We start from the raw sequence: 25,514 nt of genomic DNA on the forward strand, positions 1-25,514 counted from the left end.
TCGCGGTGCTTGTTCCCGCGCGCTCTACGACAGCTGCGCCTGCACCTGAGAGGAGATCAGCTCCAGGTGGTCGAGGTCGGAGAGGTCGAGGAGCTGGAGGTAGATACGGCTGGAGCCGGTCTCGGCGTAGCGGCCGATCTTGTCCACCACCTCGGCCGGGGAGCCCGCCAGGCCGTTGGTCTTCAGCTCGTCCACCTCGCGGCCGATGGCGGCGGCCCGCCGAGCGACCTCGGCGTCGTCCTTGCCGACGCAGACGACGAGGGCATTGGAATACGTGATGGCGTCGGCGCGGCCCGCCGCCTCAGCGGCGGCGCGGACGCGGGCGAACTGGCGTTTTGTGTCCTCAATCCCGCTAAAAGGCATATTGAACTCATCTGCGTACTGGGCGGCGAGGCGGGGCGTGCGGGTGGCGCCGTGGCCGCCGATCAGCACCGGGATCTTCGGCTGCGCGGGCTTGGGCAGCGCGGGTGAGCCGGTCAGGTCGTAGTGGGTGCCGTGGAAGTCGAAGGTCTTGCCGACCTCGGTGGACCACAGGCCGGTGACGATGGCGAGCTGCTCTTCGAGGCGGGCGAACTTCTCCTTCGGGAAGGGGATGCCGTACGCCTTGTGCTCCTCCTCGAACCAGCCCGCGCCCAGGCCGAGTTCGACCCGGCCGCCGGACATCTGGTCGACCTGGGCGACCTGGATGGCGAGCACGCCGGGCAGGCGGAAGGTGGCCGCGGTCATCAGGGTGCCGAGGCGGATGCGCTTGGTCTCGCGGGCGAGTCCGGCGAGGGTGATCCAGGCGTCGGTGGGGCCGGGCAGGCCGTCGACGTCGCCCATCTTCAGATAGTGGTCGGAGCGGAAGAACGCGTCGAAGCCCAGGTCCTCGGTGGCCTTCGCCACGGTGAGCAAGGTGTCGTAGGTCGCCCCCTGCTGGGGCTCGGTGAAGATGCGAAGATCCATGACCCCATCCTGCACGGTCGGGTGAAATTCCGGGGTGTCGGACCTCGCGGCACGACGGGCCAGTGACCAGCTGAAGTGATGATCGTTGGCTCGGGCGGAGCCGGACCGCCCGGCTCCCGCACCGGCCTGTCTGCCGCCGGGGTGTTCACCCGTATCGGCCCGCGCACAGGTGGCAGGGCCGGGGGCCGAGGAGGCCGTCATGTCCGAAGAGTCCGTGCCGCAGCAGGGCGGGGCGGGGGGTGCCGGGGGCGCCTCCGGTCAGCCGAAGGGGCTGTTGCAGCAGATGGAGGAGCTGATGGCGGCGCTGAACGCGGACCTGTCCGCACTGGACGCGGACCTCCAGTCGGCCTCGGGTGCGCGACACGGCACCGGAGGCGCGGAGGACGGGGGCTGAGTCGGGGGGAGGCCGAGCGGGGCGGGGGCTGAGCCGGTCGGCGACCGAGCCGACCGGAGACCGAGCCGGTCGGTGACCGAGCCGGACGCGGGCTGAGTCGGACGGGGTGTCAGCCCGCTTCTCTCTGGTCCTGGCGGAGCAGTTGGTCCCTGTCTCGGTCGGCGAGTCTGCGGAGCATTTCCAGGACGCGGTCGCGGGATTCGTCGGCCGCGTCGATGGCCTCCATGCACTGCCAGTACGTGCCCTCGTCGTCCGCGGCGCTCGCCAGGCCGACGAGGGCGATGCCGACCTCGCCGAGGAGGGAGCCGAGGTACATCAACGCCTGGCGGGCGTCGCCGAGTTCGCTGAGCTGGGCCGCGCGCAGGTCCTTGGTGTCGAGTTCGGGGGTGTCCAGCACCCCGCAGCCGCGGCCCGCCAGTTCGGTCAGCCCCAGTGCCTCGCCGCGCAGTTCGGGCGGTCCGAAGACCGCGAGCCGGCTGCCTATCGCCTGGGCCAGGGCCTGGGCCTGCCACACCTCCGTCATCAGGTCCGGCGCGCGTTCGGTGCCTGCCAGGGCGCGCCTGCTCGTCACGATGAGCCGCACAGCGTCCATGCGCTGCCCCCGTCCGTCCGACGCGCCGGCGGCACGTCTCCGCCCGAACTCCCTTGTCCACTACCCAGAGTGAGGGTGTGTGGGACGAAAAGCCAGAGGAAGACGGAAATCTGTGGACAACAAATCGGTTTCGGGCCGAAGAATGTGCACGGAGAGTGAAAGCGGACTGATTCACTCCCTCATTCGGTCGGGAACCGCGGACTGAATCACTCCCTCACCGACCGACAACTACGGCGCCGGGAAGCGCTGTTCGTTGCGGTCGATCTTGGCGGCCAGGGCGGCGAGGAGATCGATGCCGAGTACCTCGCAGAGCTGGAGGAGGTAGGCGAGGACGTCGGCGACCTCGTCGGTGACGCGGTGCGCGGTGTCGGGGTCGTCCATCACGCGGGCCGACTCCTCGGGGGTCAGCCACTGGAAGATCTCGACCAGTTCGGCGGCCTCCACGCTGAGGGCGGAGACGAGGTTCTTGGGGGTGTGGTACGGCTGCCAGTCGCGCGCCGCGGCGAACTCGGCCAGCCTGCGCTGGAGGGTCGCGAGGTCCAGGTCCTGTGTCACGGGTTCAGGTGTACCACCGTGACGCCGGGCGTCCGGCAGGCCCAGGTCGCGTCGCTGACGGTGGCGACAAGGCGGATGTGGCCGCGGTCGCCCATCCGGGCGGCGAGCTGGAGGAGTTCGGTGCGCTGGCGGGGGTCGAGGCAGCGTTCGAGGCCGTCGGTGAGGACGGTGAGGGTGCGCATGGCGGGCGGTACCTCGCCGGGCGGGTCGACCTCCAGTACGCCGGGGCCGGTGAGCAGGACCAGGGCGAGGGCGAGATAGCGCAGTTCGCCGTCGCCGAGGCGCCCGAAGTCGGTGCGGCTGCCGTCGCCGCGGTCCAGAACGCCGGTGACGGTGCCGTCGCCGAGGTGCTGGGCGAGGACGTCGGTGACGGGGCCGAGGCAGCCGGCGCGGGCCGCGGCGACGAGTTGCTGGTGCCGGCGGGCGCATTCGTGGCGGGTGCGCCACAGGACGTCGGCGAGGTTGTCGCAGCCGCCGAGGAGCCGGCCGGAGCCGGTGGGCACGGGGACGCGCATCCAGTCGGGCCGGGGATCGCAGGCGAAGACCGAGCGCAGGGCGACGACCATCTGTTCGGCGGCGGCGAGGACCCTGCGCTGTCCGTCCGTCGCCCCGGCGACCCGCAGCGGCAGCAGGGCGGTGCCGAGGCGGTCGTCCGGGAGCGGGGCTCGGGTGACCGGGGCGGACCCGGCGGTGTGCCAGGCGGCCTGGACAGCGCGCCGCCCGGGGTCGCGCAGGGCGGTCTCCAGCAGGACCATCCCGTCCGCGGTGAGTCGTTCCCCGACGATCCGCAGCTCGGGCTCGGCCTGCACGGCGAGTTCGAGCCGGACCGGCCCCTCGGGTCCGTCGGCGGTGCAGCCGATCCGGAAGCCCCGCCGTCGCTGGGCGTCGGGACGCGCCCCGTCGGGCACACAGGCACCGGCGTCCGGGAAGGCCTCGACGAGCCGTGCCCCGCCCCCGAGCCGGGCGAGCGCCTCGTACGCCCTCAGTGCCGTGCTCTTCCCGCTGCCGCTGGGCCCGGCGATCAGCGTGCACGCGCCGAACGGCACCGCGACCCTCCGGTGTCCGGCGAACGCGCCGAGCCGTAACTCGGTGAGGCAGGGCCGGGCGGGCCCGGCGGAGGTCAGCGGCGCGCGCTGGGCGCCGACCTGTACGGAGCTGGAGGGGACGGCCATATGCGGACCGTAGGACTCCGGTGGAGGCGGAACCGTTTTGGCGGCGGCAGCTTCCTACGATCGGGGGGCGCACGCCCCCGCGCTCCGTGACCCGGGTACGGCCCGCGTACGGGACTACGGCACTCCCGCGCCCTCCATGATCCCGCTGACCTCGGTGCCGTTCGGGGTCAGCAGGAACACATTGCGGTCGACCCGGTGCATACCGCTGGACAGGCCGAAGACGACGCCGGTGCTGAAGTCGAGGACGCGCTTGGCGACCTCGCCCTCCGCGCCGGTGAGGTCGAGCAGGACCGGGATACCGGCCATCAGGGTCTCGGCGACCTCGCGGGCGTCGCCGAAGACGTTCACCCTGAGGACCACGAAGCGGCGGCGCGGCTCCGTGTCGGCCTCCGGGTGGGCGCGGTGGTCGACGGCGGACGGCCACGCGTCCCGGCCGCGCAGTGGAACCACCTGGGCAAGCCCTTCCCACTGCTCATCGGTGACGTCGTAGCGGTTCACCGGCTCCCCCCGAACTGACTGGTACTCAATGCCTGCACCAGCCAATTCTTACGCCAAGTCACCCGTTCGGCCCAACAGCGACACGGACCGCGACGGGCCGGGTTCAGGCGTCGCGGCGGGTGAAGCGCAGGGCGGCGGTGACCGTGGCCGGGCCGCGCATCATACCGAGCTGGTTCCAGGTCATGCCGAACTCCTCGCGGTCCACGGTGAATTCGGTCTCCAGGGTGACCGTGTCGGCCCCGGCCCCGGCCAGGCGGGCGGTGACGGTCACCGGGCGGCTCACACCCCGGACCGTCAACTGGCCGTCGACCCGGACGGTGCCGTCCGCGGCCGCCTCGGCGCCCCGGACCGCGAACGTCAGCTCGGGGTGGTTCGCCGTGTCGAGGAAGTGCGCCGAACGCAGGTGCTCGTCACGCTTGGCGTTCTTGGTGTCCAGGGAGGCGGCGTCCAGGGTGACCTGCCCCACCGCCGTCCCGTCGGGGCGTACCTCGCCCTGGCCGGCGACCCCGGTGAAGGTGCCCTTCACGGTGACCAGGCCCCACATCGTGCGGTGCTTCAGGGCCACCGTCGTGGCGGTGGGATCGAGCTGCCACAGGCCGGTCTCTACGGCGACGGTCATGGTCGTACTCCTGTCGGATCGCAATGCTCCAAATTTGGATGACCGCCACCGTAGCGGACGGTCCAAATTTGAACAACTCTCTCGTGCAAATTTGGACAACAGGTAGGATCGACCACGTGGCCGACTCCCAGGAGACCCCCGTCGAGCAGCCCGGATGCCCCGGAGCGTCCGCGGACAGCCTGCTCCCGGCCGAGCTGCGCTCCTGGATGCGGATGCTCGCCGCGACGGCCGCGGTGGAGCAGCGGCTGCACTCCGTGGTGAAGGAGACCCTCGACGTCTCCCACGACGAGTTCCTGATCCTGTGCCTGCTGGCCGAGCGGCCCCGCGAGGGTCTGCGGATGAGCCGGATCGCGGAGCTGCTGGGCCGCCCGAAGACCCGGCTGACCTACCAGATCGCCTGCCTCCAGCGCGCCGGCCTGGTCACCCGGCAGTCCGTCTGCGGCGACCGGCGCGGCGTGGAGGTCGCCCTCACCGCGAAGGCCCGCGACCTGCTCACCGAGGCCGCGGGCCCGCTCGCCCGCACGATCACCGAGGCGCTCGGCCATGTCGTCGGCCCGGCCGAGCGCGAGGCCATGTGCGGCCTGGTGCCGGGCCTGGCCGAGGACTGAGGCAGGCCGGGCCCCTCAACTGCCGACGAGCCCCTTGACTCACGCGTGGCAGGTCGGCAGCCTGCCGCCGTTGTACGTGATCATCTCGCCGAACGCCTCGGCCACGTCCACCGTCCGGCCGGTGGCGATCGCCTCGCGTTCGTCCAGTTCGGCGTAGGCGCGGTGCAGGTTGCCGACGATCCGCTCGAACTCCGAGAGATGGCCGAAGGCGCCCTTGCCCGCCTCCTTCGCCGCCACCAGCGGGGTCAGCCGCTGGGCCCTGCCCTCCGCGGCGACCCGCTGGATCCAGCGCAGGTACTCCTCGGTCTCGTCCAGCACTTCGGGCCCCCGCACCGGCCCGTGACCGCACACCACCGTGCGGGGCCGCAGCGCGCGCAGGCGGGCCAGGACCGCGAGCGAGCCGGAGACCGAGCCCATCAGGACGAACGGGGAGGCCCCCGACATCGCGATGTCCCCGGCGAACAGGACCCGGTCCTGAGGGAGCCACGCCACCACGTCGTCGTTGGTGTGCGCGGGGCCCAGGTGGAGCAGCCGGATCTCCTTCTCGCCCTGGTACAGGGTGAGTTGGTCGGTGAAGGTGAGGTCGGGCAGCCGTACCGACAGCTCGCCCCAGGACACGTCCGGCCAGACCCCGGTCAGGGCAAGGCCGTTGCGGGCCATCTCGGCGCGGGTGCGGGCGTGCGCCACCACCGTGGCGCCCGGGAAGGCGCCGTTGCCGTGCGTGTGGTCGCCGTGGTGGTGGGTGTTGACCAGCACCTTCACCGGGCCGCGCCCGAGGCCCTGTACGGACTCGCGCAGGGCCGCCGCGCGGGCCGCCGTGGCCGCCGTGTCGACGAGGACCAGGCCCTCGGGACCGGCGACCACGCCCGCGTTGCTCAGGCACCAGCCCCCGTCGGGCTGGAGGTGGGCGTACACACCGTCCGCGACCTCGGTCAGCTCGGTGCGCAGCGTCGTGACCGGGGCGCTCATGAGACGGCCGCCCAGTACGGGTAGCCCGGCGCCGCCCAGCTCGTCCCCCCTCCGGTCGTCCGGGCCCAGGACACCGCGGGCGGCTGGGTCGGCAGCGGTTCGCCCTCCGCCTGCCCCTCCCGTCGGCCGGAGAGGGCCAGCAGGACCGTGAGCACGGCCGAGAGCTCTTCCGGTGTGGGTTCGCCTCGTAGCACTCGTATCACCCGTTCCTCGGAGTCCGTCGCGCTCACTGGGGCTGGTTCCCGTGCTTCCGGGACGGCCGGTCGGCGTGCTTGCGGCGCAGCGTGCGCAGGGCGTCGATGAGCCGCGCGCGGGTCTGCGCCGGGTCGATGACGTCGTCCACCAGGCCGCGTTCGGCGGCGTAGTAGGGGTGCATCAGCTCCGAGCGGTACTCCTTCACCAGTTGCTCGCGCGTGGCCTGCGGGTCGTCGGAGGCGGCGATCTCGCGCCGGAACACCACGTTCGCGGCGCCCTCCGCGCCCATCACCGCGATCTCGTTGACCGGCCAGGCGAAGGAGACGTCGCAGCCGATGGAGCGCGAGTCCATGACGATGTAGGCGCCGCCGTACGCCTTGCGCATGATCAGCTGCACCCGCGGGACGGTCGCGTCGCAGTACGCGTACAGCAGTTTCGCGCCGTGCCGGATGATCCCGCCGTGCTCCTGGTCCACGCCGGGCAGGAAGCCGGGCACGTCCACCAGCGTCAGCAGCGGGATGTTGAAGGAGTCGCAGAACCGCACGAACCGCGCCGCCTTCTCCGACGCCTGGATGTCCAGCGCGCCGGCCTGCACCATCGGCTGGTTGGCCACCACCCCGGTGACCTCGCCGCCCATCCGGACCAGGGCGCAGACCACGTTGCGCGCCCAATTCTCGTGCACCTCGAAGAGGAAGCCGTCGTCGACGATCTCCTCGATCACGTCCCGCACGTCGTAGGAGGCGCGCGGGTCGGCCGGGACCAGGTCGAGCAGCGCCTCGGTGCGCCGGTCGGCCGGGTCGGACTCGGCGACGGCGGGGGCCGCCTCGCGGTTGTTGGCGGGCAGCAGGGAGAGCAGGAAGCGCACGTTCTCCAGGCACTCCTCCTCGTCGTCGAAGACGGCGTGGGCGACCCCGGAGGAGGTGGAGTGCGGGTCGGCGCCGCCGAGCCCGTCCATCGTGATCTCCTCGCCGGTCACCGCCTGGACGACGTCCGGGCCGGTGATGAACATCTGCGAGGTGCCGCGGACCATGAACACGAAGTCGGTGAGCGCCGGCGAGTAGGCCGCGCCGCCCGCGCACGGACCCATGATCACGCTGATTTGCGGGATGACACCGGAGTTGCGCACATTGCGGGAGAAGATGCCGCCGTATCCGGCGAGCGCGGTGACGCCCTCCTGGATCCGCGCCCCGGCACCGTCGCACAGGCCGATCACCGGGGCACCGGCCGCCGTCGCGAGATCCATCAGCTTGTGGATCTTCTGCGCGTGCGCCTCGCCGAGGGCGCCGCCGAAGATCCGGAAGTCGTGGGCGTAGACGAAGGCGGTACGGCCGTTGATCCGGCCCCAGCCGGTGATCACTCCGTCGGTGTGCGGGCGGCGGGCCTCCAGGCCGAAGCCGGTGGCGCGGTGGCGCCGCAGTCCTTCGGTCTCGGTGAAGGTGCCCTTGTCGAAGAGCAGGTTGATCCGTTCACGTGCGGTCAGCTTCCCCTTGGCGTGCTGCGCCTGGGTCGCCCGCTCCGAGGGACCGCGGTGCACCGACTCGCGCAGTTCGAGGAGTTCGGCCGTCCGTTCCCGGAGTGGAGGGGTAGTGCGGTCCATTGACGCTCCTTACAAGTCGTCAAGAGGCGAGTCGCGCCTCTTCCCGGAACGCGTGGCGGACAGAGTGCGTCGCAGGGCTGGAGCGCTGGTGGAGTGGGGCCTGAGCGCGTCCGCGAAGGCGTCGAGCCGGGCTCAACCGGGGCGAAGCAGAATCAGGGCGTCCGCACGGAAAAGTACGCGGACATGTACCGGGGAAAGCCTCGGGGGACGAAGGGAAGTGGTCTCATGACGTACCCGTCCGGTGCAGAGCCCCTCGGAGCCGGTCCCACTCCCTCGGACGGGGCGCCGGTCGCCCTGGTGACGGACTGCGCCTCCGGCGTCGGCGCGGCGGTCGCGCGGCGGCTGGCGGCGGAGGGCATGCGGGTGGTGGTCAACTGCGAGCCGGGGCGGCGGGCCGGGGAGCGGCTGGCGGCGCAGTTGGAGCAGGCGTGGTGCGCCACGGCCGATGTGTCGGTGCGCGAGGAGGCCGAGGGGCTGGTCGCGGCGGTCCTCGCGCGGTACGGGCGGCTGGACGTGCTGGTGAACTCCGCGGGCGCGGCACGGCGCGAGCGGGCCGCGGACGCCGAGGTGCTGCGGGAGATCTTCGACGTCAACGTCCTCGGGACCTGGCAGATGAGTGTGGCGGCGATGCCGTATCTGCGGGCGGGCGGCGACGGATGCGTGATCAACGTGGCGACCGTGGCGGACGAGAGCCCGGCCGACGGGTCCGTCCCGTACGCCGTGAGCAGGGCCGCCCTGAACAACATCACCCGCATGCTGGCGGCGCTGACCGGCCCCGAGGTGCGGGTGCACGCCGTGGCCTCCGGACCGGCGGACGGCGCGGACCCCGTGGCGGCGGAGCGGGTGGCGCAGGCGGTGCTGGCGATGGTGCGCACGCACCGTCCGGCGGGGCAGGCGCTCACCGGCAGGCCCTGAGACCGGGTGCCGCTACGCCCTGCGGGTCTCCGCGTACTCCTTCGCCCGGCGCAGGGTCGCTCTGCTGGTGGTGCCGAGGGTGTTGCGCACGGCCTCGCGGGACTTGGGGTCGGCCAGGATCACCGAGTGGCGGGAGGCGGCCAGGGTCGTGCCGTCGGGGAGGCGGGTGAGCCGCCACTCGCCGGTGTGGGCCACCAGGACGGTCGGGGTGCGGAGCTGTTTGAAGGCGATGCTGCCGGACTCGGGCCGGCACACCCGGACCGACTCGGCGGGGTGCGTGGTGCCGTCGGGGCCGCGGGTCTCCGTGACCAGCCGCTGGATGCCCCCCGCTTCCTCGGTGAGCTCCAGCGAGGCCACGTGCGGCAGCCGTTGCGGCCAGCGGTCGGCGGCGTACAGGAAGTCGTAGACCGCCTCGGGGGGCGCGGCGATGCGCAGGCTGTCCTCGAAGGTGTACGGCGCCCTGGGGTTCTCGGCGGCGATCCGCAACCCGGCGAGTTCGGCGGGGCTGTTCTGGTGCAGGGCGTGCAGGACGACGTGCTCGTCGCTCAACGCCTCGAACTCGTGGTGCAGTTCGAGCAGGGTCTGGCCGTCGCCGAGGTCCTTGGCCAGCCAGCGCCCGCTCATCGAGGCGAGCGGCGCGGCGGGTTCCAGCTGCCGGAAGTCGACGCTGAGGGAGTGCGGATCGAGCGTCCGCTCGGAGACCCAGCTGCGGACCTCCTCCCCCGCGAAACCCCACAGGCGGATCCGTTCCCGCCCCTCGCCGCGCGGGGAGTCCTCGACGTACTCGGCGTGCACGCACGGCTCGAACATCAGCGGCCACACGGTCACATCGGCGATCAGCGCGTGAACCGCCTTCGCGGGCGCGGCGATCCGAGTGGTGTGAACGGTGTTCGCCATGCGGGTCCCCCTCGATGTCGTGGACGGTTCACTGACGTACGGACAGGGCGTCACTTCACCACTACGGCCGCCGAGTTGAAGCCACCGTGCCCCCGGGCCAGTACCAACGCGGCGCGCGGTTCCGCCGGTCGGGGTGCCGTGGTGACCAGGTCCAGGTGCCAGCCGTCCTTCGGGCGGTCCACGTGGGCCGCCGGGGGGATGACGCCCTCGCGCAGGGTGAGGAGGGCAGCGGCCAGGTCCAGGGTGGAGCCGCCCGCGCCGATCCGGCCCGTCATGGTCTTGGGCACCGAGACCGGGACGCCGTACGGGCCGAAGATGTCGGTGATGACCTCCGCCTCGGCCTCGTCCAGCTCCGGTACGCCCGAGCCGTCGGCGAACACCACGTCGATGTCGTCGGGGAGCAGCCCCGCGTCCTCCAGGGCGAGACGGGCCGCCCGTCCCAGGTTGCCGGGCCCCGTGGGCGGGTCGAAGGCGGCGGCGTACCCGGCGATCTCGCCGAGGACCTCCGCGCCCCGCTCCTCGGCGGCGGCCCGTTCCTCCAGTACGACATAGGCGGCGCCCTCGCCGGGCACGTACCCGGAGGCGTCGTGGTGGAAGGGCAGGTAGGCCCGGTCGGGGCGGCTGTGCGGGCTGACCCGGCCGGTGGCGAGGTGTCCGGCCCAGCCCAGCGGGCACAGGGCCGCGTCGGAGCCCCCGGCCAGCAGCACCCGCGCCCCGTCCCCGAGCCGCCGCCGCGCCTGCCCCACCGCGTCCAGTCCCCCGCACTGTTCGGTGACGAGCGTGCCGCTGGTGCCGCGCAGTCCGTGCCGGATGGAGACCTGGCCGGTGCAGGCTGCGTAGAACCAGGCGAAGGACTGGTACGCGCTGACGCTGTCGCTGCCGGTGCGCCACAGGGCGCTCATCTCGTGCTGCCCGAACTCGTAGCCGCCCGCCGAGCTGGCGGTGTACACGCCGGTGCCGTACTCCCCCAGCTCCGCGCGGTCGACGTCGGCGTCGTCGAGGGCCTCGGCGGCGGCGGCGAGCGCGAGCCGGGTGAAGCGGGCGGTCTGCGGCAACAGCCTGCTGGGCAGGTGCTGTTCGGCCACGAAGGAGGTCACCTCACCGGCGACCGGCACCCGGTTGACGGGCGCGTCGCGCGCCGGGCGCAGGGCGCTCACGCCGCGCAGGGTGGCCTGCCACCAGGCGCGGGCGCCCACGCCGTTGGGGGCGACGACACCGAGTCCGGTGACGGCGGCGCGCGCCCGGTCGGGGCGTACCGGCGAGGGGTCGGGGCTCATTCGGGCTTCCTCAGGACGAGGGCGCTCTGCAGGCCCCCGAAGCCACTGCCCACGCTGAGCACGGTCCTGAGGGGCTGAGCCCGCGCGGTCAAGGGTACGTAGTCGAGGTCGCATTCCGGGTCCGGGGTGTGAAGGTTCGCGGTGGGCGGGACGGCTCCGTGCTCCAGGGCCAGCGCGCAGGCGGCCGCCTCCAGCGAGCCGATGGCGCCGAGCGAGTGGCCGATCATCGACTTGATCGAGCTGACCGGCACGTCGTAGGCGTGCGAACCGAGGCTCAGCTTCAGCGCGTTGGTCTCGTGCACATCGTTCTGCCGGGTGCCGGAACCGTGCGCGTTGACGTAGTCGACGGCGTCGGCGGGCAGCCGGGCCTCGTCGAGGGCGGCGCCGACGGCGGCGGCCAGTTCGGTGCCGTCGGGGCGCAGCCCGGTCATGTGGTAGGCGTTGCCGCGGGTGGCGAACCCGGCGATCTCGGCGTACACATGGGCGCCGCGGCGGCGGGCGTGTTCCCTCTCCTCCAGGACGAGGACCGCGCCGCCCTCGCCGAGCACGAATCCGTCGCGGTTGAGGTCGAAGGGGCGGCACGCCTCGGCGGGGTCGTCGCCGTCGTAGGGCGTGGTGGCCTTGATGGCGTCGAAGGAGGCGGCGGTGATGGCGCACACGGGTGCCTCCGCCGCGCCGGCGAGCATCACGTCGGCCGAGCCCTCGGCGATGATCCCGGCGGCGTGCCCGAGGGCGTCGAGGCCGGAGGTGCAGCCGGTGGAGACCAGCGCGACCGGCCCCTGCGCGGCGACGGTCCAGGCGACCTCGCGGGCGAGCGCGCTGGGCACCGTGTAGTCGTACAGGTGGGGTACGGCGTAGTCGGTGTCGGTGCGCCATTCCCGGCCCTCGTCGCTGAGCAGCGGGTAGGCCCGGTCGAGGCTGGTGGCGGCGCCGACCGCGCTGCCGATGGCGACGCCGGTGCGCTGCGGGTCGAGGCCGCCGAGCGCGAGGCCGCTGTCGGCGACCGCCTCCCAGGCGCTGACCACGGCGAACTGCGCCGAGCGGTCCATGCGGTGGATCTCCCGGGCTCCGAGTCCGGCCGCCGCGGGATCGAAGTCGACCTCGGCGGCGACGCGGGAGCGGTAGCCGGAGGCGTCGAAGAAGGTGATGTGCCGGGTCGCGGCCCGGCCGCCGGTGAGCAGCGCCCAGTAGTCCTTGGTGCCGATGCCACCGGGGGCGACCACACCCAGCCCTGTGATCACTGCGCGTCGGGTCATGCCGGGATGGTCGGTGCGCGCGCTCAAGCTGCGGTGGAGCGGCGCCCGACCTGGCCGAGGGACGTCGGTTGACACAACCCCCGCCGGTGCACCGCTTCTTGACCCTCCCTCTAGGCGGCCTACCCAAACTGCAACCGCCCAGGGCACCCCCCGAGAGAGAGGTAGAGGCTCGGTGACTGCAGCTCCTCACCCCAGCACCCATCCACCGGCGGCCTCGGAGGCTTCCGCGGAGACCTCCTCGCGGACCGAGCGGCTGTCGCGTGTGGTCATCCGGTTCGCGGGCGACTCCGGAGACGGCATGCAGCTGACGGGTGACCGGTTCACGTCGGAGACGGCGTCGTTCGGCAACGACCTGTCGACGCTGCCGAACTTCCCCGCCGAGATCCGCGCCCCCGCCGGAACCCTGGGCGGGGTCTCCTCCTTCCAGCTGCACTTCGCGGACCACGACATCCTCACGCCCGGCGACGCCGTGGACGTGCTGGTGGCGATGAACCCGGCGGCTCTGAAGGCCAATCTGGCGGACCTGCGTCCGGGCGGTGAACTCCTCGTCAACAGCGACGAGTTCGACTCGCGTGCGCTGACGAAGGCCGGGTACGACGCCTCGCCGCTGGACGACGACTCCCTCCAGGGCTACCGGCTCCACCCGGTGCCGCTGACCAGCCTGACGGTGGAGGCACTGAAGGAGTTCGGGCTCAGCCGCAAGGAGGCGCAGCGCGCGAAGAACATGTTCGCGCTGGGCCTGCTGTCGTGGATGTACCACCGGCCCACCGAGGGCACGGAGAAGTTCCTGAAGTCGAAGTTCGCCAAGAAGCCGGAGATCGCGGCGGCCAACATCGCCGCGTTCAAGGCCGGCTGGAACTTCGGCGAGACCACGGAGGACTTCGCGGTCACCTACGAGATCGCCCCGGCCGCGGACACCTTCCCGTCCGGCACCTACCGCAACATCTCCGGCAACCTCGCCCTGTCCTACGGGCTGCTCACCGCCGCCCGGCAGGCCGATCTGCCGCTGTTCCTGGGCTCGTACCCGATCACGCCGGCCTCGGACATCCTGCACGAGCTGTCCAGGCACAAGAACTTCGGGGTGCGCACGTTCCAGGCCGAGGACGAGATAGCGGCGGCGGGCGCGGCGCTGGGCGCGGCCTTCGGCGGCTCGCTGGCGGTGACCTCCAACTCGGGTCCCGGGATGGCGCTCAAGAGCGAGACCATCGGCCTCGCGGTCGCCCTGGAGCTGCCGATGGTCATCGTCGACATCCAGCGCGGCGGCCCGTCCACCGGTCTGCCGACCAAGACCGAGCAGGCGGACCTGCTGCAGACGATGTACGGCCGCAACGGCGAGGCGCCGGTGCCGATCGTCGCCCCGCGCACCCCGGCGGACTGCTTCGACGCGGCGCTGGAGGCGGTGCGCATCGCGGTGACGTACCGCACGCCGGTCTATCTGCTCTCCGACGGCTACCTGGCCAACGGGGCGGAGCCGTGGCGCATCCCGGAGCTGCATGAACTCCCGGACCTGCGGGTGAACTTCGCCGACGGACCCAACCACACCCTGGAGGACGGCACCGAGGTCTTCTGGCCGTACAAGCGGGACCCGCTGACGCTGGCCCGCCCGTGGGCGATCCCGGGCACGCCGGGTCTTGAGCACCGCATCGGCGGCATCGAGAAGCAGGACGGCCCCGGCAGCATCTCCTACGACCCCGCCAACCACGACTTCATGGTCCGCACCCGGCAGGCCAAGGTCGACGGCGTGTGGGTGCCGGACGTCGAGGTCGACGACCCGCACGGGGCCAACACGCTGGTGCTGGGCTGGGGTTCGACGTACGGCCCGATCACCGCCGCCGTGCGCCGGCTGCGCAGGGCCGGGGAGCCGGTCGCGCAGGCGCACCTGCGCCACGTCAGCCCCTTCCCGCGCAACCTCGGCGAGGTGCTGAAGCGCTACGAGCGGGTCGTGGTGCCCGAGATGAACCTCGGCCAGCTCGCCACCCTGCTGCGCGCCCGCTACCTCGTCGACGTGCACAGCCACACCCAGGTCAGCGGCATGCCGTTCAAGGCCGAGCAACTCGCCGCGGTGCTGAAGGAGGAGATCCATGCGGCTTGAACTGTCGGCCCGAGACTTCAAGTCCGACCAGGAGGTGCGCTGGTGCCCCGGGTGCGGTGACTACGCCATCCTCTCCGCGGTGCAGGGCTTCATGCCCGAACTCGGGGTGGCGCGGGAGAACATCGTCTTCATCTCCGGGATCGGCTGCTCCTCGCGCTTCCCGTACTACATGAACACGTACGGGATGCACTCCATCCACGGCCGTGCCCCGGCGATCGCGACGGGCCTCGCGGTGAGCCGGCCGGACCTGAGCGTGTGGGTGGTCACCGGTGACGGCGACGCGCTGTCCATCGGCGGCAACCACCTGATCCACGCCCTGCGGCGGAACGTGAACCTGAAGATCCTGCTGTTCAACAACCGCATCTACGGGCTCACCAAGGGCCAGTACAGCCCCACTTCGGAACTCGGCAAGATCACCAAGTCGACGCCGATGGGCTCGCTGGACGCCCCTTTCAACCCGGTGTCGCTGGCGATCGGCGCGGAGGCGTCCTTCGTGGCGCGGACCGTCGACTCCGACCGCAAGCACCTCACCGAGGTGCTGCGCGCCGCGCACCAGCACCCCGGTACCGCGCTGGTGGAGATCTACCAGAACTGCAACATCTTCAACGACGGCGCCTTCGAGGTCCTCAAGGACCGGCAGCAGGCGCAGGAGTCGGTGATCCGGCTGGAGCACGGCAGGCCGGTCCGCTTCGGGGCCGACGGCGCCAAGGGAGTCGTACGGGACCGGGCGACCGGCGACCTGAGGGTGGTCGAGGTGACGCCGGAGAACGAGGCCGACGTCCTCGTGCACGACGCGCACGCCGCCTCCCCCACCACCGCCTTCGCGCTGTCCCGGCTCGCCGACCCGCAGACCCTGCACCACACGCCGATCGGTGTCTTCCGGGACGTCGAACGGCCTGTCTACGACACCACGATGGCCGACCAGCTGGAGGCCGCCGTCGAGCAGCACGGCAAGGGCGACCTCGCCGCCGTCCTGGCCGGAAGCGACACATGGAGCCGCTGATCCGCTCCCGACCCGCACTGCCCTTTCGTAAGGAGACCCAGTGAGCTCTGCCGCTGCCGCACACTCCGAGTGGTTGCTGACAACCGTCATCGGCGGCATCGCACTGGCGCTGCTGGTGGGCGTCGCCTTCGCGGCAGCCGCCCGCCGGATCCGCCAGCCCGCGGTCGTCGGTGAGATCGCCGCGGGCATCTGTCTCGGTCCGAGTCTGCTCGGGCTGCTGCCCGGCGACCTGCCCGAGAAGTTCTTCCCGGCCGAGGCGCGGGCCCACCTGGGCACCGCCGCCCAGATCGGGCTGATCCTGTTCATGTTCGTCATCGGCTGGGAGTTCGACGGCACCAGCTTCAGCGGCCGCCGCAAGTCCACCGGCATTATCTGGCTGAGCTCGATCGCCTGCCCGCTGGCCCTCGGCATGGGCCTCGCCGCACTCATCTACGGCACCTACGGCACGGTGAACGGCAAAGAGACCGGCATGTTCGAGTTCACGCTGTACCTGGGCGTGGCGATGTCGATCACCGCGTTCCCGGTGCTGGCCCGGATCGTCGCCGACCAGGGGCTGCAGTTCAGCCGGGCCGGCGCGCTGTCGCTGGCGCTGGCCGCCGCCGACGACGTGCTCGCCTGGTGCATGCTCGCCCTGGTGGTGGCGCTGGTGACGGCGAGCGGCACGGGTGCCTTCGTGACCATGCTGCTGTGGTCGCTGGTGTACGTGGCGGGCATGCTGTGGGTCGTCAAACCGGCGCTGCGCAAGCTGACGGACCGGCTGCCGCAGACACCCGGCCCGCAGATCATGGTGATCGCCGCCTGTGGTGCCTTCGGCTCGGCCTGGCTGACCTCCGAGATCGGTATCCACGCCATCTTCGGCGCCTTCTTCTTCGGTCTGGTCATGCCGCGCGACCGCCGTCTGATGCAGTCGGCGTTCGGGCCGATGGAGAGCGCCAGCAAGCTGCTGCTGCCGCTGTTCTTCGTGGTGACGGGGCTGTCCGTGGACCTCACCACGATCACCGGACAGGGCCTGCTGGTGATGCTGGCGGTCATCGCGGTCGCCTGTGTCGGCAAGCTCGGCGGGGTGGCGATCCCGGCCCGGCTCACGGGGATGAACTGGCGCGACGCCACCGTGCTCGGGCTGCTGATGAACACCCGCGGCCTGACCGAGCTGGTGATCCTCAACGTAGGTCTCCAACTGGGGCTGCTCACCGTGGAGTTGTTCAGCGCCATGGTGATCATGGCGCTGGTCACCACCGCGATGGCGGCGCCCCTGCTGTCCGCCCTGCTGGCCCGCCAGAACGAGCGCGCCCACGAGGAACTGCTGAATTCCCGGCCCGCGGTTTCCGCGATCCCTTCTCCCAAATAGTCGAAAGGCAGGCACGCGCCATGGACTTCGCCTGGACCGAGGAACAGCGGCAGGCATACGACGACACGCTGGCCGCCGTGCGCGAGGCGTTCCCGCCCAGTGACGGCACGGCCGAGTACTACCACCGCGGGGACTGGAAGACGCTCGGGCAGCTCGGCCTGCTGGGGCTCTCGGTGCCGGCCGACTACGGCGGCCGCGGGCTCGGCGCGCTGGACACGGCACGGCAGGTGGAGGCCCTGGGGCGCGGCTGCGACCGCACGGGGCTGGTCTTCGGCGCCTCCGCGCACCTGTTCGCCTGCGCGATGCCGATCGTCGACTTCGGTTCCCCGGCCGTGAAGTCCCGGGTGCTGCCCGGGATGTGCACCGGCGAGCTGATCGCGGGCAACGCGATGACCGAGGACGAGGCCGGTTCGGACGTCTCCAAGCTGGCCACGGTCGCCGAGCGCACCGACGGCGGCTGGATCCTCAACGGCGAGAAGAGCTTCGTCACCAACGGCCCGGCCGCCGATGTGTTCACCACGTACGCGACGACCGACCCCAAGGCGGGCTATCTCGGTGTCACCGGGTTCGTGGTCGAGCGCGGCGCGCCCGGACTGACCGTCGGGGAGCCCTTCGACAAGATGGGCATGTCCCAAGTACCGGCCGGGCGGCTGACGTTCGAGAACTGCTTCGTGCCGGACGACCAGGTGCTCGGCGAGGAGGGCCAGGGCGGCTTCATCTTCCAGCACTCCATGGGCTGGGAGCGGTGCTGTCTGTTCGCCGGGTTCCTCGGGCTCGCCGACCATCTGCTGGACCGGGCCGTGGAACAGGCCCGCACCCGCAGGCAGTCGGGGCGCCGGATCTCCCGCTTCCAGGCCGTCTCGCACCGGATCGCGGACATGAAGCTGCGCACCGAGAGCGCCCGGCTGCTGCTGTACCGGGCCGCCTGGGAGATGGACCGGGGCGGCCCGGCGACCCTGTGGATCGCCCTGTCCAAGCTGGCCGTCTCGGAGGGCGTGATCACCACCGCGCTGGACGCGGTCCGGCTCTTCGGCGGACGCGGCTATCTGCGCTCCGAGGGCATCGAGGCCGCGCTGCGGGACGCGGTGCCCTCCGTCATCTTCTCCGGCACGTCGGACATCCAGCGCGACATCATCTCCAGGGAGCTGGGACTATGAGCACCAACGTCAGCCTGCACCGCCTGCTGTACGACTCCGCCCGGCGCTATCCGTACTCGGTGGCGGTGCACGGGGCGGACGGCCCCATCGACTACCGCAAGCTCGACCGGCTCGCCGACCGGTACGCCGCGGCCCTGCGCGAGAGCGGGGTGGGAGTCGGCGACCGCGTGATCATATGGAGTCACAAGAGCGTCGACGCCATCGCCGTGATGCAGGGCGCGCTGCGCATCGGCGCCCTGTACGTGCCGGTCACCGGCTCCAACCCGCCCGCCCGGGTGGCGCGGATCGCGGCCGGCTGCGAACCCAAGCTGGTCGTGGCCGACGACGGCGGCGTGCAGCGGGCCCAGGCGGCCGGGTTCGACGCGGCGCCGCTGGCCGGTTTCGAGGAGCTGCGCGGCCGGGCCGAGGAGGGCGCGCGCCCGACCCACTACAAGAACGAGCCGGACGACCCGGCGTACATCCTCTACACCTCGGGCTCCACCGGTGAGCCCAAGGGCGTGATGATCAGCCACCGCAACGCGCTGGCGTTCGTGGACTGGGCGGTGGAGGAGCTCCAGCTCACCGTCTCCGACCGGCTGTCCAACCACGCGCCGTTCAACTTCGACCTGTCCGTCTTCGACCTGTACGGCGCCTTCGCCGCCGGCGCCTCGGTGCACCTGGTGCCCGAGGAACTGGCGTACGCGCCCGTGCAGTTGGCGGAGTTCATGCGGCAGCGACTGATCACCGTCTGGTACTCGGTGCCGTCCGCGATCAGCCTGATGATGCGCGAGGGCGGCCTGCTGGACGGTCCCCCGCCGTCGTCGCTGCGGGTCTGTCTGTTCGCCGGCGAGCCGTTCGCCATCCACCACGTCCAGGAACTGCGCAAGGCCTGGCCCGGGGTGCGGCTGCTGAACTGGTACGGCCCGACCGAGACCAATGTGTGCACCTCCTACGAGGTCACCGAGGCCGACCTGGAGCGGGAGTCGCCGCTGCCGATCGGCAAGGCCTGCTCCGGTGACACCGTCACGCTGGACGGCGTGGAGAACGGTGAGGGCGAGGTCGTCGTCACCGGTCCGACGGTGATGCTGGGCTACTGGGGGCGCGGCCCCCACGAGGGCCCGTACCGCACGGGCGACATCGCCCGCCTGGACGCGGACGGGAACCTGGAGTACGTCGGTCGCCGCGACCACATGGTCAAGGTCCGCGGCAACCGGATCGAGCTGGGCGAGATCGAGGCGGCCATCGGCACCCTCGAATCCGTCGCCGAGGTGACGGTTCTGGTGATCGGCACCGGCCTCACGTCCCAACTGCACGCGGTCGTCGTCCCCTCGCCGGGGCAGCGGCCCTCCCTGCTCGCCATCAAACGCCGTTGTGCGGAAAGGTTGCCCACCTATATGAACATCGACCGTTTGCACATCGCCGAGGACCTGCCGAGGACACCGAACGGCAAGCTGCACCGCGCCGCGCTGGTGACGGCCGTAGAGGCGGGTGAGCTGTGATGCAGACCGCCATGCCCACGCTGGCCCAGTCCGTCGACATCCAGCTGTTCCGTACCGTCATGGCCTCGCTGGCCAGCGGTGTCTCCATCGTGACCACCCTGGACAAGGAGGACGAGCCCCGCGGGCTGACCTGCTCCGCGGTGTGCAGTGTCTCGGTGGACCCGCCGCTGCTGCTGGCCAGCGTCAGCAACCGCAGCGGCACCCTGCGCGCGGTGCTGGACCGGGCCCAGTTCTCCGTCAACATCCTCGGTTCGCAGGGCCAGATGGCGTCCCAGCTGTTCGCCTCGGGCGCCCAGGACAAGTTCGAGCGGGTCCGCTGGACCGCCGGCCCGGTGACCGGGACGCCGCTGCTGGCGGTCACGGTCGGGCACGCGGAGTGCGAGCTGCACGACGCGGTGGAGGCCGGCGACCACACCCTGCTGATCGGCCGGGTGGTGGGCGGCGGCAGCGCGGAGGAGCGGTTCCCGCTCACCTACTGGCGGGGCAGCTACGCCCGGCTGCTGCCGTCCTCGGCGGCCTGACCCACCGAGCGGCACCTCAAGAACCCGGCGTGGCCCCACCCACGCCGGGTTCTGGTGTGTGCGGGACAGCACGAAAGGACGGTGCCGCCGCGGGATGCGGCGGCACCGTCCTGCAGGGGGTCGGTCTCTCAGCGCGAGGACGCCGAGGTCACCGAGGTCACGTTGTCCCGGGTCAGCAGGCGGCGGAAGTCCGCGGGGGCGGCGGTCTTGACCCACCACAGCATCTTCAGCCGCTTGGGGATGGTGAAGTGGTAGACCCGGGCGTCCGGGTCGCCGAAGGCGTACAGCGGCGGGATGAACTTCTCCCGGCGCAGTTCGGCGAAGATGCTCTCCGCGGCGGGGCTCGGCCGCAGGTCGCCCGAGCCGACCCGCTCGATGGTCCGCAGCGACCGGTCGATGACCCCGCGCAGCCCCTCGGGGACGTGGAACCAGATGCCGCCCAGCTCGAAGCGCTCCACGGCCGACCAGTCCCGCCCGGCGCTCGACTCGCAGTCCAGCCGGGCCCGCTTGAGCGAGAGGTCGGCGAGGATCTGCCAGAGCAGCCAGACCCGGGAGAAGGCGTTGTAGAGCTGGAAGTCCCGGGCGGCGGTGCGGGCGCAGGCCAGCCAGCGGTCGTTGAAGGCGGCCAGCTCGTCCTGGAAGGCGGCCACCTTGGCGAACGGCGCGACGGAGAAGTCGTCGCGGCGCACGGCCGGGACGAGGACACCGGCCAGCGCGTGCACGACCTCGGTGGCCATGGTGACGTCGCGGGAGAGGAACAGGTCGTTGCGGGAGGCGGTGCGCTCCAGCGCGAACCAGCGGTCCCCGTAGGTCCTCGCGGCCGTGCGCTGCCACAGCGGGGCGTTGGTCCAGGGGCGGACCGCGGTCGCGGAGGCGAACTGCTTGTCCAGGTCGGGGAATTGCTCCACGACGGTGCGGAACGCCTTCTCCGGGTCGTCGGGGAGGTGGCCCCAGCGGTCGGGGTCGAGGCTGAGGGTGACCCCGGTGGCCGGGTTGGCGCCGCCGGGGTGGTTGTCGAAGCGGACCAGCTGGATCCAGCCGCCGTCGAAGAGGTGGTGGACGGTGCCCTCGGACCAGGCGGTGGCCTTCGGGTACTCCGTGACGGGCCGTACGTCCTCGAAGGGGGTCACGCCGGTCATGTGGGTGGCGATGACCCGGGACCGCAGCGACAGCCGCGGCTCGGGGTCGTCGCCGCCGTTGCGGGCCACCAGGAAGGAGCCGGGTCCGCTGACGTCGACCAGGTAACGGGCCTTCCACACATGCCCGTCGGTGGTCTCGATCCGTGCCCCGTCCTCCTCGGTCCAGGCGTCGGTGGCGTGCACCCCGTGCGGCAGGATCGCGGCACCGTAGCGGTGGGCGATGCGCAGGGTGTACGCGTCGACGGTGCGCCGCTCCAGGTGCCACTCGGCGTGCTCGCCGGGCACGTTGAACTGGATGCTCTCCTCGGGGTTCTGCCGCTGTCCGACCCGGTGGTGGAGGAAGCCGAGGCTCTTCTTGACGCCGCTGTCGCGCCGTACGTCCGCCGGCAGGTCCGGGAACAGGCCGAAGGCGGCGATCTCCGGGATGTCGAAACGCTTGGCCAGCAGCAGGAACACCTCGGCCGTGTAGGGCACGGTGGTCTCGCCGGACGGCTCGCTGCGGTCCTCGGCGCCCGGCACCACGAGCACCCGTACGCCCTGCCGGGCCAGCACGGCGGCGAGCAGGCCGCCGGCCATGGTGCCCCCGAGTACCGCGACGTCGTACCTCTCCCGGAAGTCCGCGGGAGGAGCCGCGCGGTCGCCGTCGGGGGCGGTTCGGTTGATCTTCATGGGTTCAACTCCCCTCGGTTCTCTCCCTGGACACACGCGTGGGCGCCGGTCCCGTGGGGACCGGCGCCCCTCGCGCGGTCAGAAGATGCGCTTGCCGCGCAGCTTCGCCTTGACGGCCTCCCGCCCGTTGCCCGTCATCATCCGCTTGACGACCGGGTCGGCCTCGGTGCGCAGCCAACGGGCGGTCTTCAGGATGGTCTTGGGGCCCGGGATCATGAAGCGCAGCGTGCGCTCGGAGAAGCCGAAGTTCTTCGGCACGAAGTTCACGGACTGAAGCTGCTCGTAGATGGTGTCGGCGGCCTCGCGGGCGGTGATCTTCCCCGCCTCGTACTCGTCCACCTGCCCGATCATGAGGTCGTACAGGTCCTTGAAGCCGTCGTGGTCCGGCCAGTACAGGCCGAGGTGCGGGGCCTTCTCCAGGTCCTTGAAGTGCTGCTCGTTGCCGTCCTTGAAGTACTTGAACAGGCCCTCGGAGAGCCGGTAGGTGCCCGCGTTGGCGCCCCAGGCCCACATCCGGTAGACGGCGGTCCACAGGTCGTAGTCGCTCCAGGAGATGAAGGAGGCGTTGACCAGGGAGTCGTTGTAGTCGAACAGGCCCTGCTGCATGCGGTCGACGTAGTCGAAGCGCTCGCGGGAGAAGTCACCGTCCTTGACGGCCTCCAACAGCCGCCAGGTGAGGCTGTTGATGGCCTCGGCGGTGTTGGACAGGCCGCGCGAGTACAGCGGGTCGAGGAAGCCGGCCGCGTGCGAGAGCAGGAACCAGCGGTCTCCGGCGCACTGGCGCGAGGAGTACTGGAGGCGGTCGGTGGAGACCCAGTTGCGGACCGCCTTGGCGCCCTCGTACTGGCGGGCGATGTCCGGGAAGCGGGAGGCGTAGGAGAAGAACTCCTCCTCCGGCGTCATGTCCGCGGACTTGGGGTACTTGCGCGGGTCGAGGGTGAGGCCGACGCTGCACAGCGGGTTGCGGGACCACTCGTGGTTGTCGAAGCCGATCACCCAGAACCAGCCGCGCTCGAACATGTGGTGCACGGTGCCCTGGTACCAGGGGGAGGGCGGGGTGTCCTCCTTGCTGCGGTGGGTGAACAGCTCGTCGGTGCGCCGCACGTTGGTCATGTGGTTCCACATGGACCGCGAGTGGTGCTTGAACCGGCAGGGGTCCTCGCGCAGGTTGAACTTGTCCGCGAGCGGGGACCGGTAGCCGCTGGCGTCGACGACGTAACGGGCGCGGTACTGCTCGCCCGCGGCGGTGGAGAGGGTGACCCCGCTGTCGTCGAAGTCGATGTCGGAGACCCGGAAGTTCTGCCGCGCGTGGGCGCCGTACTTCAGGGCCGTGTGGAACATGTAGAGGTCGGTGTCCTGCCGGTACAGGTGGCTCGCCTCGTGCAGCAGGCCGGGCGTGCCGAACTGGTTGACCTCCTGCGGGTCCTGCTCCTGGCCCTCGTGGTGGAGCAGGAAGCTGAAGTGCTTCTTCACCCCGAACTTGGGGCCGAGCACCTTGGTGCTGTTGGTGAAGGTGGCCAGCGTCTTGATCTCGGGCACGTCGTAGCGCTCGGCTATCGTGCGCAGGCACACCAGGGTGTACGGGATGGTGGACTCGCCGATCGCGAAGCGCGGGTGGGCCGAGGCGTCCAGGAGCAGGACCTTGACGCCGTTGCGGGCCAGGACGGCGGCGAGCATGGAGCCGGCGATGCCGGACCCCAGGATCGCCACGTCGTACACCGGCTCCGGGCCGCTGACCAGGGCGGGGCTGTCGGACACGGGGAACTCCTCAGGCTTGTCGGGCTGCTGGTTGCGGGATCCGGGGGTGCGGTCACTCGGGCTCGGGGACCCGGAAGGCCCGCCCGATCACCGGCCAGCCCGCGACCGTGTGCTTGAGCTCCTCGGCCAGCTGGAACTCGTCGCGGTCGAAGCGCTTCTTCATGAAGAGCGTGAGCCCTTCCCAGGTCAGGTCGCCGATCTCCTTGGGCGCCCTGGTGCGCGACCAGTGCAGGGTCTTGGCCAGCTTGACGGGGGTGACGTCCGTCCAGTGGTTGTCGGGGTCGGCGAGGCCGAACACCGGCGGGATGTAGTCGGCCTTGCCGAGCAGCGTCATGATGTGGTCGGCGGCCTCGCGCTCCTCGCGGCGCCCGTGCTGCACGTCCTGGATCGCCTCGCTCATCCCCTTGAGCAGCTCGCGCAGGGGCGCGTAGTCGGGGATGGCGCCGTCCGGGGCCTGGCGCTCCAGCCGCTCCAGGACCTTCGGGTCGTGGTCCTCCAGGAACCAGGCGTAGGCACGGTTGATCTCGAAGGTGGCGAGCGCCTGGCCGAGCACCCAGGAGCGGTAGTAGGCGTTCCACAGGAACCAGCTCTTGGTGGAGGTGTAGGCGTTGGCGACGAGGTCGTCGTTGAAGTCGAGCAGGCCCTGCTCCAGCTCCTGGACGTACTCGAAGCGTTCGACGGCGAAGTCGTCGTCCTTGATGGCGTCCAGCAGCCGCCAGGTCAGCGCGTGGATGATCTCCATGGTGTTGGACAGACCGCGGGAGAACAGCGCGTCCACGAAACCGGCCGCGTGCGAGGTCAGGCACCAGCGGTAGCCGACGGTCTGCTTGGAGGAGTACTGCAGCCGCTCGGTGCGCACCCAGTCCCGGGTGGTGATGGCGCCCTCGAACTGCGGGGCGATGTCCGGGTACTTGGCGATGAACCGGCGGAACTCCTCCTCCGGGGAGCAGTCCGGCACCGGGTGGATCCGCGGGTCGAGGTTGAGACCCACGCTGCACAGCGGGTTGGTGGCGCGCGGGTGGTTGTTGAAGGGGATGACCCACATCCAGCCGCCCTCGAACATGTGGTGCAGGGTGCCCTGGCTCCACGGACTGGGGTTCTTGTGGCTGCCCTTGGGGACGGTCTCCTCCCACGGCTTGACCCCGATCATGTGCGTGAAGAGCGAGCGCGACTGGTGGCGCAGCCGGCTCGGCTCCTCGCGCAGCCCGAACTTCTCCGCCAGCGGCGAGCGGTGGCCGCTCGCGTCGACGAGGAACTTCACCCGCACCGGGTCGCCGGTGGTGGGGATGACCGTCACCCCGTCGTCGTCGAACTCGGCGTCCACGATCTTCGTCTGCTGGCGGACCTCGGCGCCGTACTTGATGGCCACGGTGAGCATCCAGGCGTCGACGTCCTGGCGGAAGAAGTGGTTCTCGGTGTGGGTGATCTTCGGGATCGGGAACTCGTTGGTCTCCAGCGGGTTCTGCCGGGCGCCCTCGCGGTGGTAGAGGAAGCCGAAGTTGCGCTTGACCCCGCAGTTCGTGGAGATCTTCGACTGCACGGACTCGAACGTGGTGAGCCATTTGATCTCGGGAACCCCGTACCGCTCGCTGACCAGCCGCATCAGCATCGAGGTGTACGGGATGGTGGACTCCCCGATGGCGAAGCGAGGGTGCGTACCCGCGTCGAGGACGAGCACCTTCGCGCCGTTGCGGGCGAGGCAGGCGGCCAGCGTGGTGCCCGCCAGGCCCGAACCCAGGATGGCCACGTCGTACTGCGGCGACGTAGGGTGCTTCGAGCGAGTCGGCATGAGCCTCTCCTTGGTCGATCCCGGCATCCGTTTCGGCCAAGCTAGGACCACCGGCTCAAGCCCCACTCAGC

At 71.3% G+C, this 25,514-nt stretch carries 24 protein-coding genes; 9 read left to right on the top strand and 15 right to left on the bottom strand.

Features of this window, described 5'->3' with window-relative positions; genetic code table 11:
• Window positions 1-24: 24 nt before the first annotated feature.
• Window positions 25-945: an LLM class F420-dependent oxidoreductase gene (locus ACZ7L7_RS16875; protein WP_453607649.1), complete on the bottom strand. Its 921-nt coding sequence runs from the start codon at window positions 943-945 to the stop codon at window positions 25-27.
• A gap of 199 nt (window positions 946-1,144) precedes the next feature.
• Between ACZ7L7_RS16875 and ACZ7L7_RS16880 the strand changes: the two genes are divergently transcribed.
• Window positions 1,145-1,339 (top strand): hypothetical protein, encoded by a 195-nt coding sequence (locus tag ACZ7L7_RS16880; protein ID WP_285513491.1) that lies wholly within the window; start codon window positions 1,145-1,147, stop codon window positions 1,337-1,339.
• 109 nt (window positions 1,340-1,448) lie between these two features.
• Here ACZ7L7_RS16880 and ACZ7L7_RS16885 read toward each other — a convergent pair whose 3' ends face one another.
• The 5 genes from ACZ7L7_RS16885 to ACZ7L7_RS16905 form a co-directional block, all read right to left on the bottom strand.
• Complete coding sequence (locus ACZ7L7_RS16885) at window positions 1,449-1,931, bottom strand: DUF6099 family protein (protein WP_285513490.1); 483 nt, start codon at window positions 1,929-1,931, stop codon at window positions 1,449-1,451.
• Window positions 1,932-2,159: 228 nt separating this feature from the next.
• Window positions 2,160-2,486: a nucleotide pyrophosphohydrolase gene (locus ACZ7L7_RS16890; RefSeq protein ID WP_285513489.1), complete on the bottom strand. Its 327-nt coding sequence runs from the start codon at window positions 2,484-2,486 to the stop codon at window positions 2,160-2,162.
• Window positions 2,483-3,658 carry an AAA family ATPase gene (locus tag ACZ7L7_RS16895; RefSeq protein ID WP_472076273.1) on the bottom strand — a complete coding sequence of 392 codons (1,176 nt, stop codon included), beginning with the start codon at window positions 3,656-3,658 and terminating at the stop codon, window positions 2,483-2,485. The genes ACZ7L7_RS16890 and ACZ7L7_RS16895 overlap by 4 nt, the downstream gene beginning before the upstream one ends.
• Window positions 3,659-3,772: 114 nt before the next feature.
• Window positions 3,773-4,156 (bottom strand): cell division protein SepF, encoded by a 384-nt coding sequence (locus tag ACZ7L7_RS16900; protein WP_250754342.1) that lies wholly within the window; start codon window positions 4,154-4,156, stop codon window positions 3,773-3,775.
• A gap of 103 nt (window positions 4,157-4,259) precedes the next feature.
• Window positions 4,260-4,775: a YceI family protein gene (locus ACZ7L7_RS16905; RefSeq protein WP_285513487.1), complete on the bottom strand. Its 516-nt coding sequence runs from the start codon at window positions 4,773-4,775 to the stop codon at window positions 4,260-4,262.
• A gap of 116 nt (window positions 4,776-4,891) precedes the next feature.
• Between ACZ7L7_RS16905 and ACZ7L7_RS16910 the strand changes: the two genes are divergently transcribed.
• On the top strand, window positions 4,892-5,383 hold the full coding sequence (locus ACZ7L7_RS16910; protein WP_285513486.1) for a MarR family winged helix-turn-helix transcriptional regulator: 492 nt from the start codon (window positions 4,892-4,894) through the stop codon (window positions 5,381-5,383).
• A gap of 39 nt (window positions 5,384-5,422) precedes the next feature.
• On the opposite strand, the gene ACZ7L7_RS16915 is transcribed toward ACZ7L7_RS16910, so the two are convergent.
• From ACZ7L7_RS16915 to ACZ7L7_RS16925, 3 genes are read right to left on the bottom strand one after another with little or no spacing between them, the layout of a single operon-like run.
• Window positions 5,423-6,352 (bottom strand): MBL fold metallo-hydrolase, encoded by a 930-nt coding sequence (locus ACZ7L7_RS16915; RefSeq protein ID WP_285513485.1) that lies wholly within the window; start codon window positions 6,350-6,352, stop codon window positions 5,423-5,425.
• Window positions 6,349-6,582 carry an acyl-CoA carboxylase subunit epsilon gene (locus ACZ7L7_RS16920; protein WP_285513484.1) on the bottom strand — a complete coding sequence of 78 codons (234 nt, stop codon included), beginning with the start codon at window positions 6,580-6,582 and terminating at the stop codon, window positions 6,349-6,351. The genes ACZ7L7_RS16915 and ACZ7L7_RS16920 overlap by 4 nt, the downstream gene beginning before the upstream one ends.
• Window positions 6,579-8,144, bottom strand: a complete 1,566-nt coding sequence (locus ACZ7L7_RS16925) for an acyl-CoA carboxylase subunit beta (protein ID WP_285513483.1) — start codon at window positions 8,142-8,144, stop codon at window positions 6,579-6,581. The genes ACZ7L7_RS16920 and ACZ7L7_RS16925 overlap by 4 nt, the downstream gene beginning before the upstream one ends.
• Before the next feature lie 225 nt (window positions 8,145-8,369).
• On the opposite strand from ACZ7L7_RS16925, the gene ACZ7L7_RS16930 reads away from it, so the two are divergent.
• Window positions 8,370-9,059, top strand: coding sequence for an SDR family NAD(P)-dependent oxidoreductase (locus tag ACZ7L7_RS16930; protein ID WP_285513482.1), 690 nt, complete (start codon window positions 8,370-8,372; stop codon window positions 9,057-9,059).
• Window positions 9,060-9,071: 12 nt separating this feature from the next.
• Here ACZ7L7_RS16930 and ACZ7L7_RS16935 read toward each other — a convergent pair whose 3' ends face one another.
• Genes ACZ7L7_RS16935 through ACZ7L7_RS16945 form a run of 3 tightly spaced genes read right to left on the bottom strand, consistent with a single transcriptional unit; the run spans window position 9,072 to window position 12,489 of the window.
• Window positions 9,072-9,956 carry an aromatase/cyclase gene (locus ACZ7L7_RS16935; RefSeq protein ID WP_285513481.1) on the bottom strand — a complete coding sequence of 295 codons (885 nt, stop codon included), beginning with the start codon at window positions 9,954-9,956 and terminating at the stop codon, window positions 9,072-9,074.
• Between the two features lie 50 nt (window positions 9,957-10,006).
• The gene (locus ACZ7L7_RS16940) at window positions 10,007-11,233 is read right to left on the bottom strand and encodes a beta-ketoacyl synthase N-terminal-like domain-containing protein (RefSeq protein ID WP_285513480.1); all 1,227 of its coding nucleotides are present in this window, start codon (window positions 11,231-11,233) and stop codon (window positions 10,007-10,009) included.
• A complete protein-coding gene (locus ACZ7L7_RS16945; protein ID WP_093719771.1) occupies window positions 11,230-12,489 on the bottom strand; it encodes a beta-ketoacyl-[acyl-carrier-protein] synthase family protein in 1,260 nt (419 codons plus the stop codon). Before ACZ7L7_RS16945 ends, ACZ7L7_RS16940 begins: the two co-directional genes overlap by 4 nt.
• A 253-nt stretch (window positions 12,490-12,742) precedes the next feature.
• Here ACZ7L7_RS16945 and ACZ7L7_RS16950 point away from each other — a divergent pair, with 253 nt between their 5' ends.
• Genes ACZ7L7_RS16950 through ACZ7L7_RS16975 form a run of 6 tightly spaced genes read left to right on the top strand, consistent with a single transcriptional unit; the run spans window position 12,743 to window position 20,088 of the window.
• Complete coding sequence (locus tag ACZ7L7_RS16950; protein ID WP_472076392.1) at window positions 12,743-14,581, top strand: 2-oxoacid:acceptor oxidoreductase subunit alpha; 1,839 nt, start codon at window positions 12,743-12,745, stop codon at window positions 14,579-14,581.
• Entirely contained in the window at window positions 14,571-15,584 is a 1,014-nt protein-coding gene (locus tag ACZ7L7_RS16955) for a 2-oxoacid:ferredoxin oxidoreductase subunit beta (RefSeq protein ID WP_285513478.1), read from the top strand. The genes ACZ7L7_RS16950 and ACZ7L7_RS16955 overlap by 11 nt, the downstream gene beginning before the upstream one ends.
• 40 nt (window positions 15,585-15,624) lie before the next feature.
• Window positions 15,625-16,932: a cation:proton antiporter gene (locus ACZ7L7_RS16960; protein WP_285513477.1), complete on the top strand. Its 1,308-nt coding sequence runs from the start codon at window positions 15,625-15,627 to the stop codon at window positions 16,930-16,932.
• Window positions 16,933-16,952: 20 nt separating this feature from the next.
• Window positions 16,953-18,089 carry an acyl-CoA dehydrogenase family protein gene (locus ACZ7L7_RS16965; RefSeq protein ID WP_285513476.1) on the top strand — a complete coding sequence of 379 codons (1,137 nt, stop codon included), beginning with the start codon at window positions 16,953-16,955 and terminating at the stop codon, window positions 18,087-18,089.
• Complete coding sequence (locus ACZ7L7_RS16970) at window positions 18,086-19,567, top strand: amino acid adenylation domain-containing protein (RefSeq protein ID WP_285433581.1); 1,482 nt, start codon at window positions 18,086-18,088, stop codon at window positions 19,565-19,567. Before ACZ7L7_RS16965 ends, ACZ7L7_RS16970 begins: the two co-directional genes overlap by 4 nt.
• Entirely contained in the window at window positions 19,567-20,088 is a 522-nt protein-coding gene (locus tag ACZ7L7_RS16975; protein ID WP_285513474.1) for a flavin reductase family protein, read from the top strand. The genes ACZ7L7_RS16970 and ACZ7L7_RS16975 overlap by 1 nt, the downstream gene beginning before the upstream one ends.
• A 128-nt stretch (window positions 20,089-20,216) precedes the next feature.
• On the opposite strand, the gene ACZ7L7_RS16980 is transcribed toward ACZ7L7_RS16975, so the two are convergent.
• The 3 genes from ACZ7L7_RS16980 to ACZ7L7_RS16990 form a co-directional block, all read right to left on the bottom strand.
• The gene (locus ACZ7L7_RS16980) at window positions 20,217-21,896 is read right to left on the bottom strand and encodes an NAD(P)/FAD-dependent oxidoreductase (protein ID WP_471592111.1); all 1,680 of its coding nucleotides are present in this window, start codon (window positions 21,894-21,896) and stop codon (window positions 20,217-20,219) included.
• Window positions 21,897-21,974: 78 nt separating this feature from the next.
• On the bottom strand, window positions 21,975-23,654 hold the full coding sequence (locus tag ACZ7L7_RS16985) for an NAD(P)/FAD-dependent oxidoreductase (RefSeq protein WP_285513472.1): 1,680 nt from the start codon (window positions 23,652-23,654) through the stop codon (window positions 21,975-21,977).
• A gap of 52 nt (window positions 23,655-23,706) precedes the next feature.
• Window positions 23,707-25,443 (bottom strand): NAD(P)/FAD-dependent oxidoreductase, encoded by a 1,737-nt coding sequence (locus ACZ7L7_RS16990; RefSeq protein ID WP_285513471.1) that lies wholly within the window; start codon window positions 25,441-25,443, stop codon window positions 23,707-23,709.
• Between the last annotated feature and the right edge of the window lie 71 nt (window positions 25,444-25,514).

Source organism: Streptomyces sp. NPDC110618 (genome assembly GCF_055657065.1).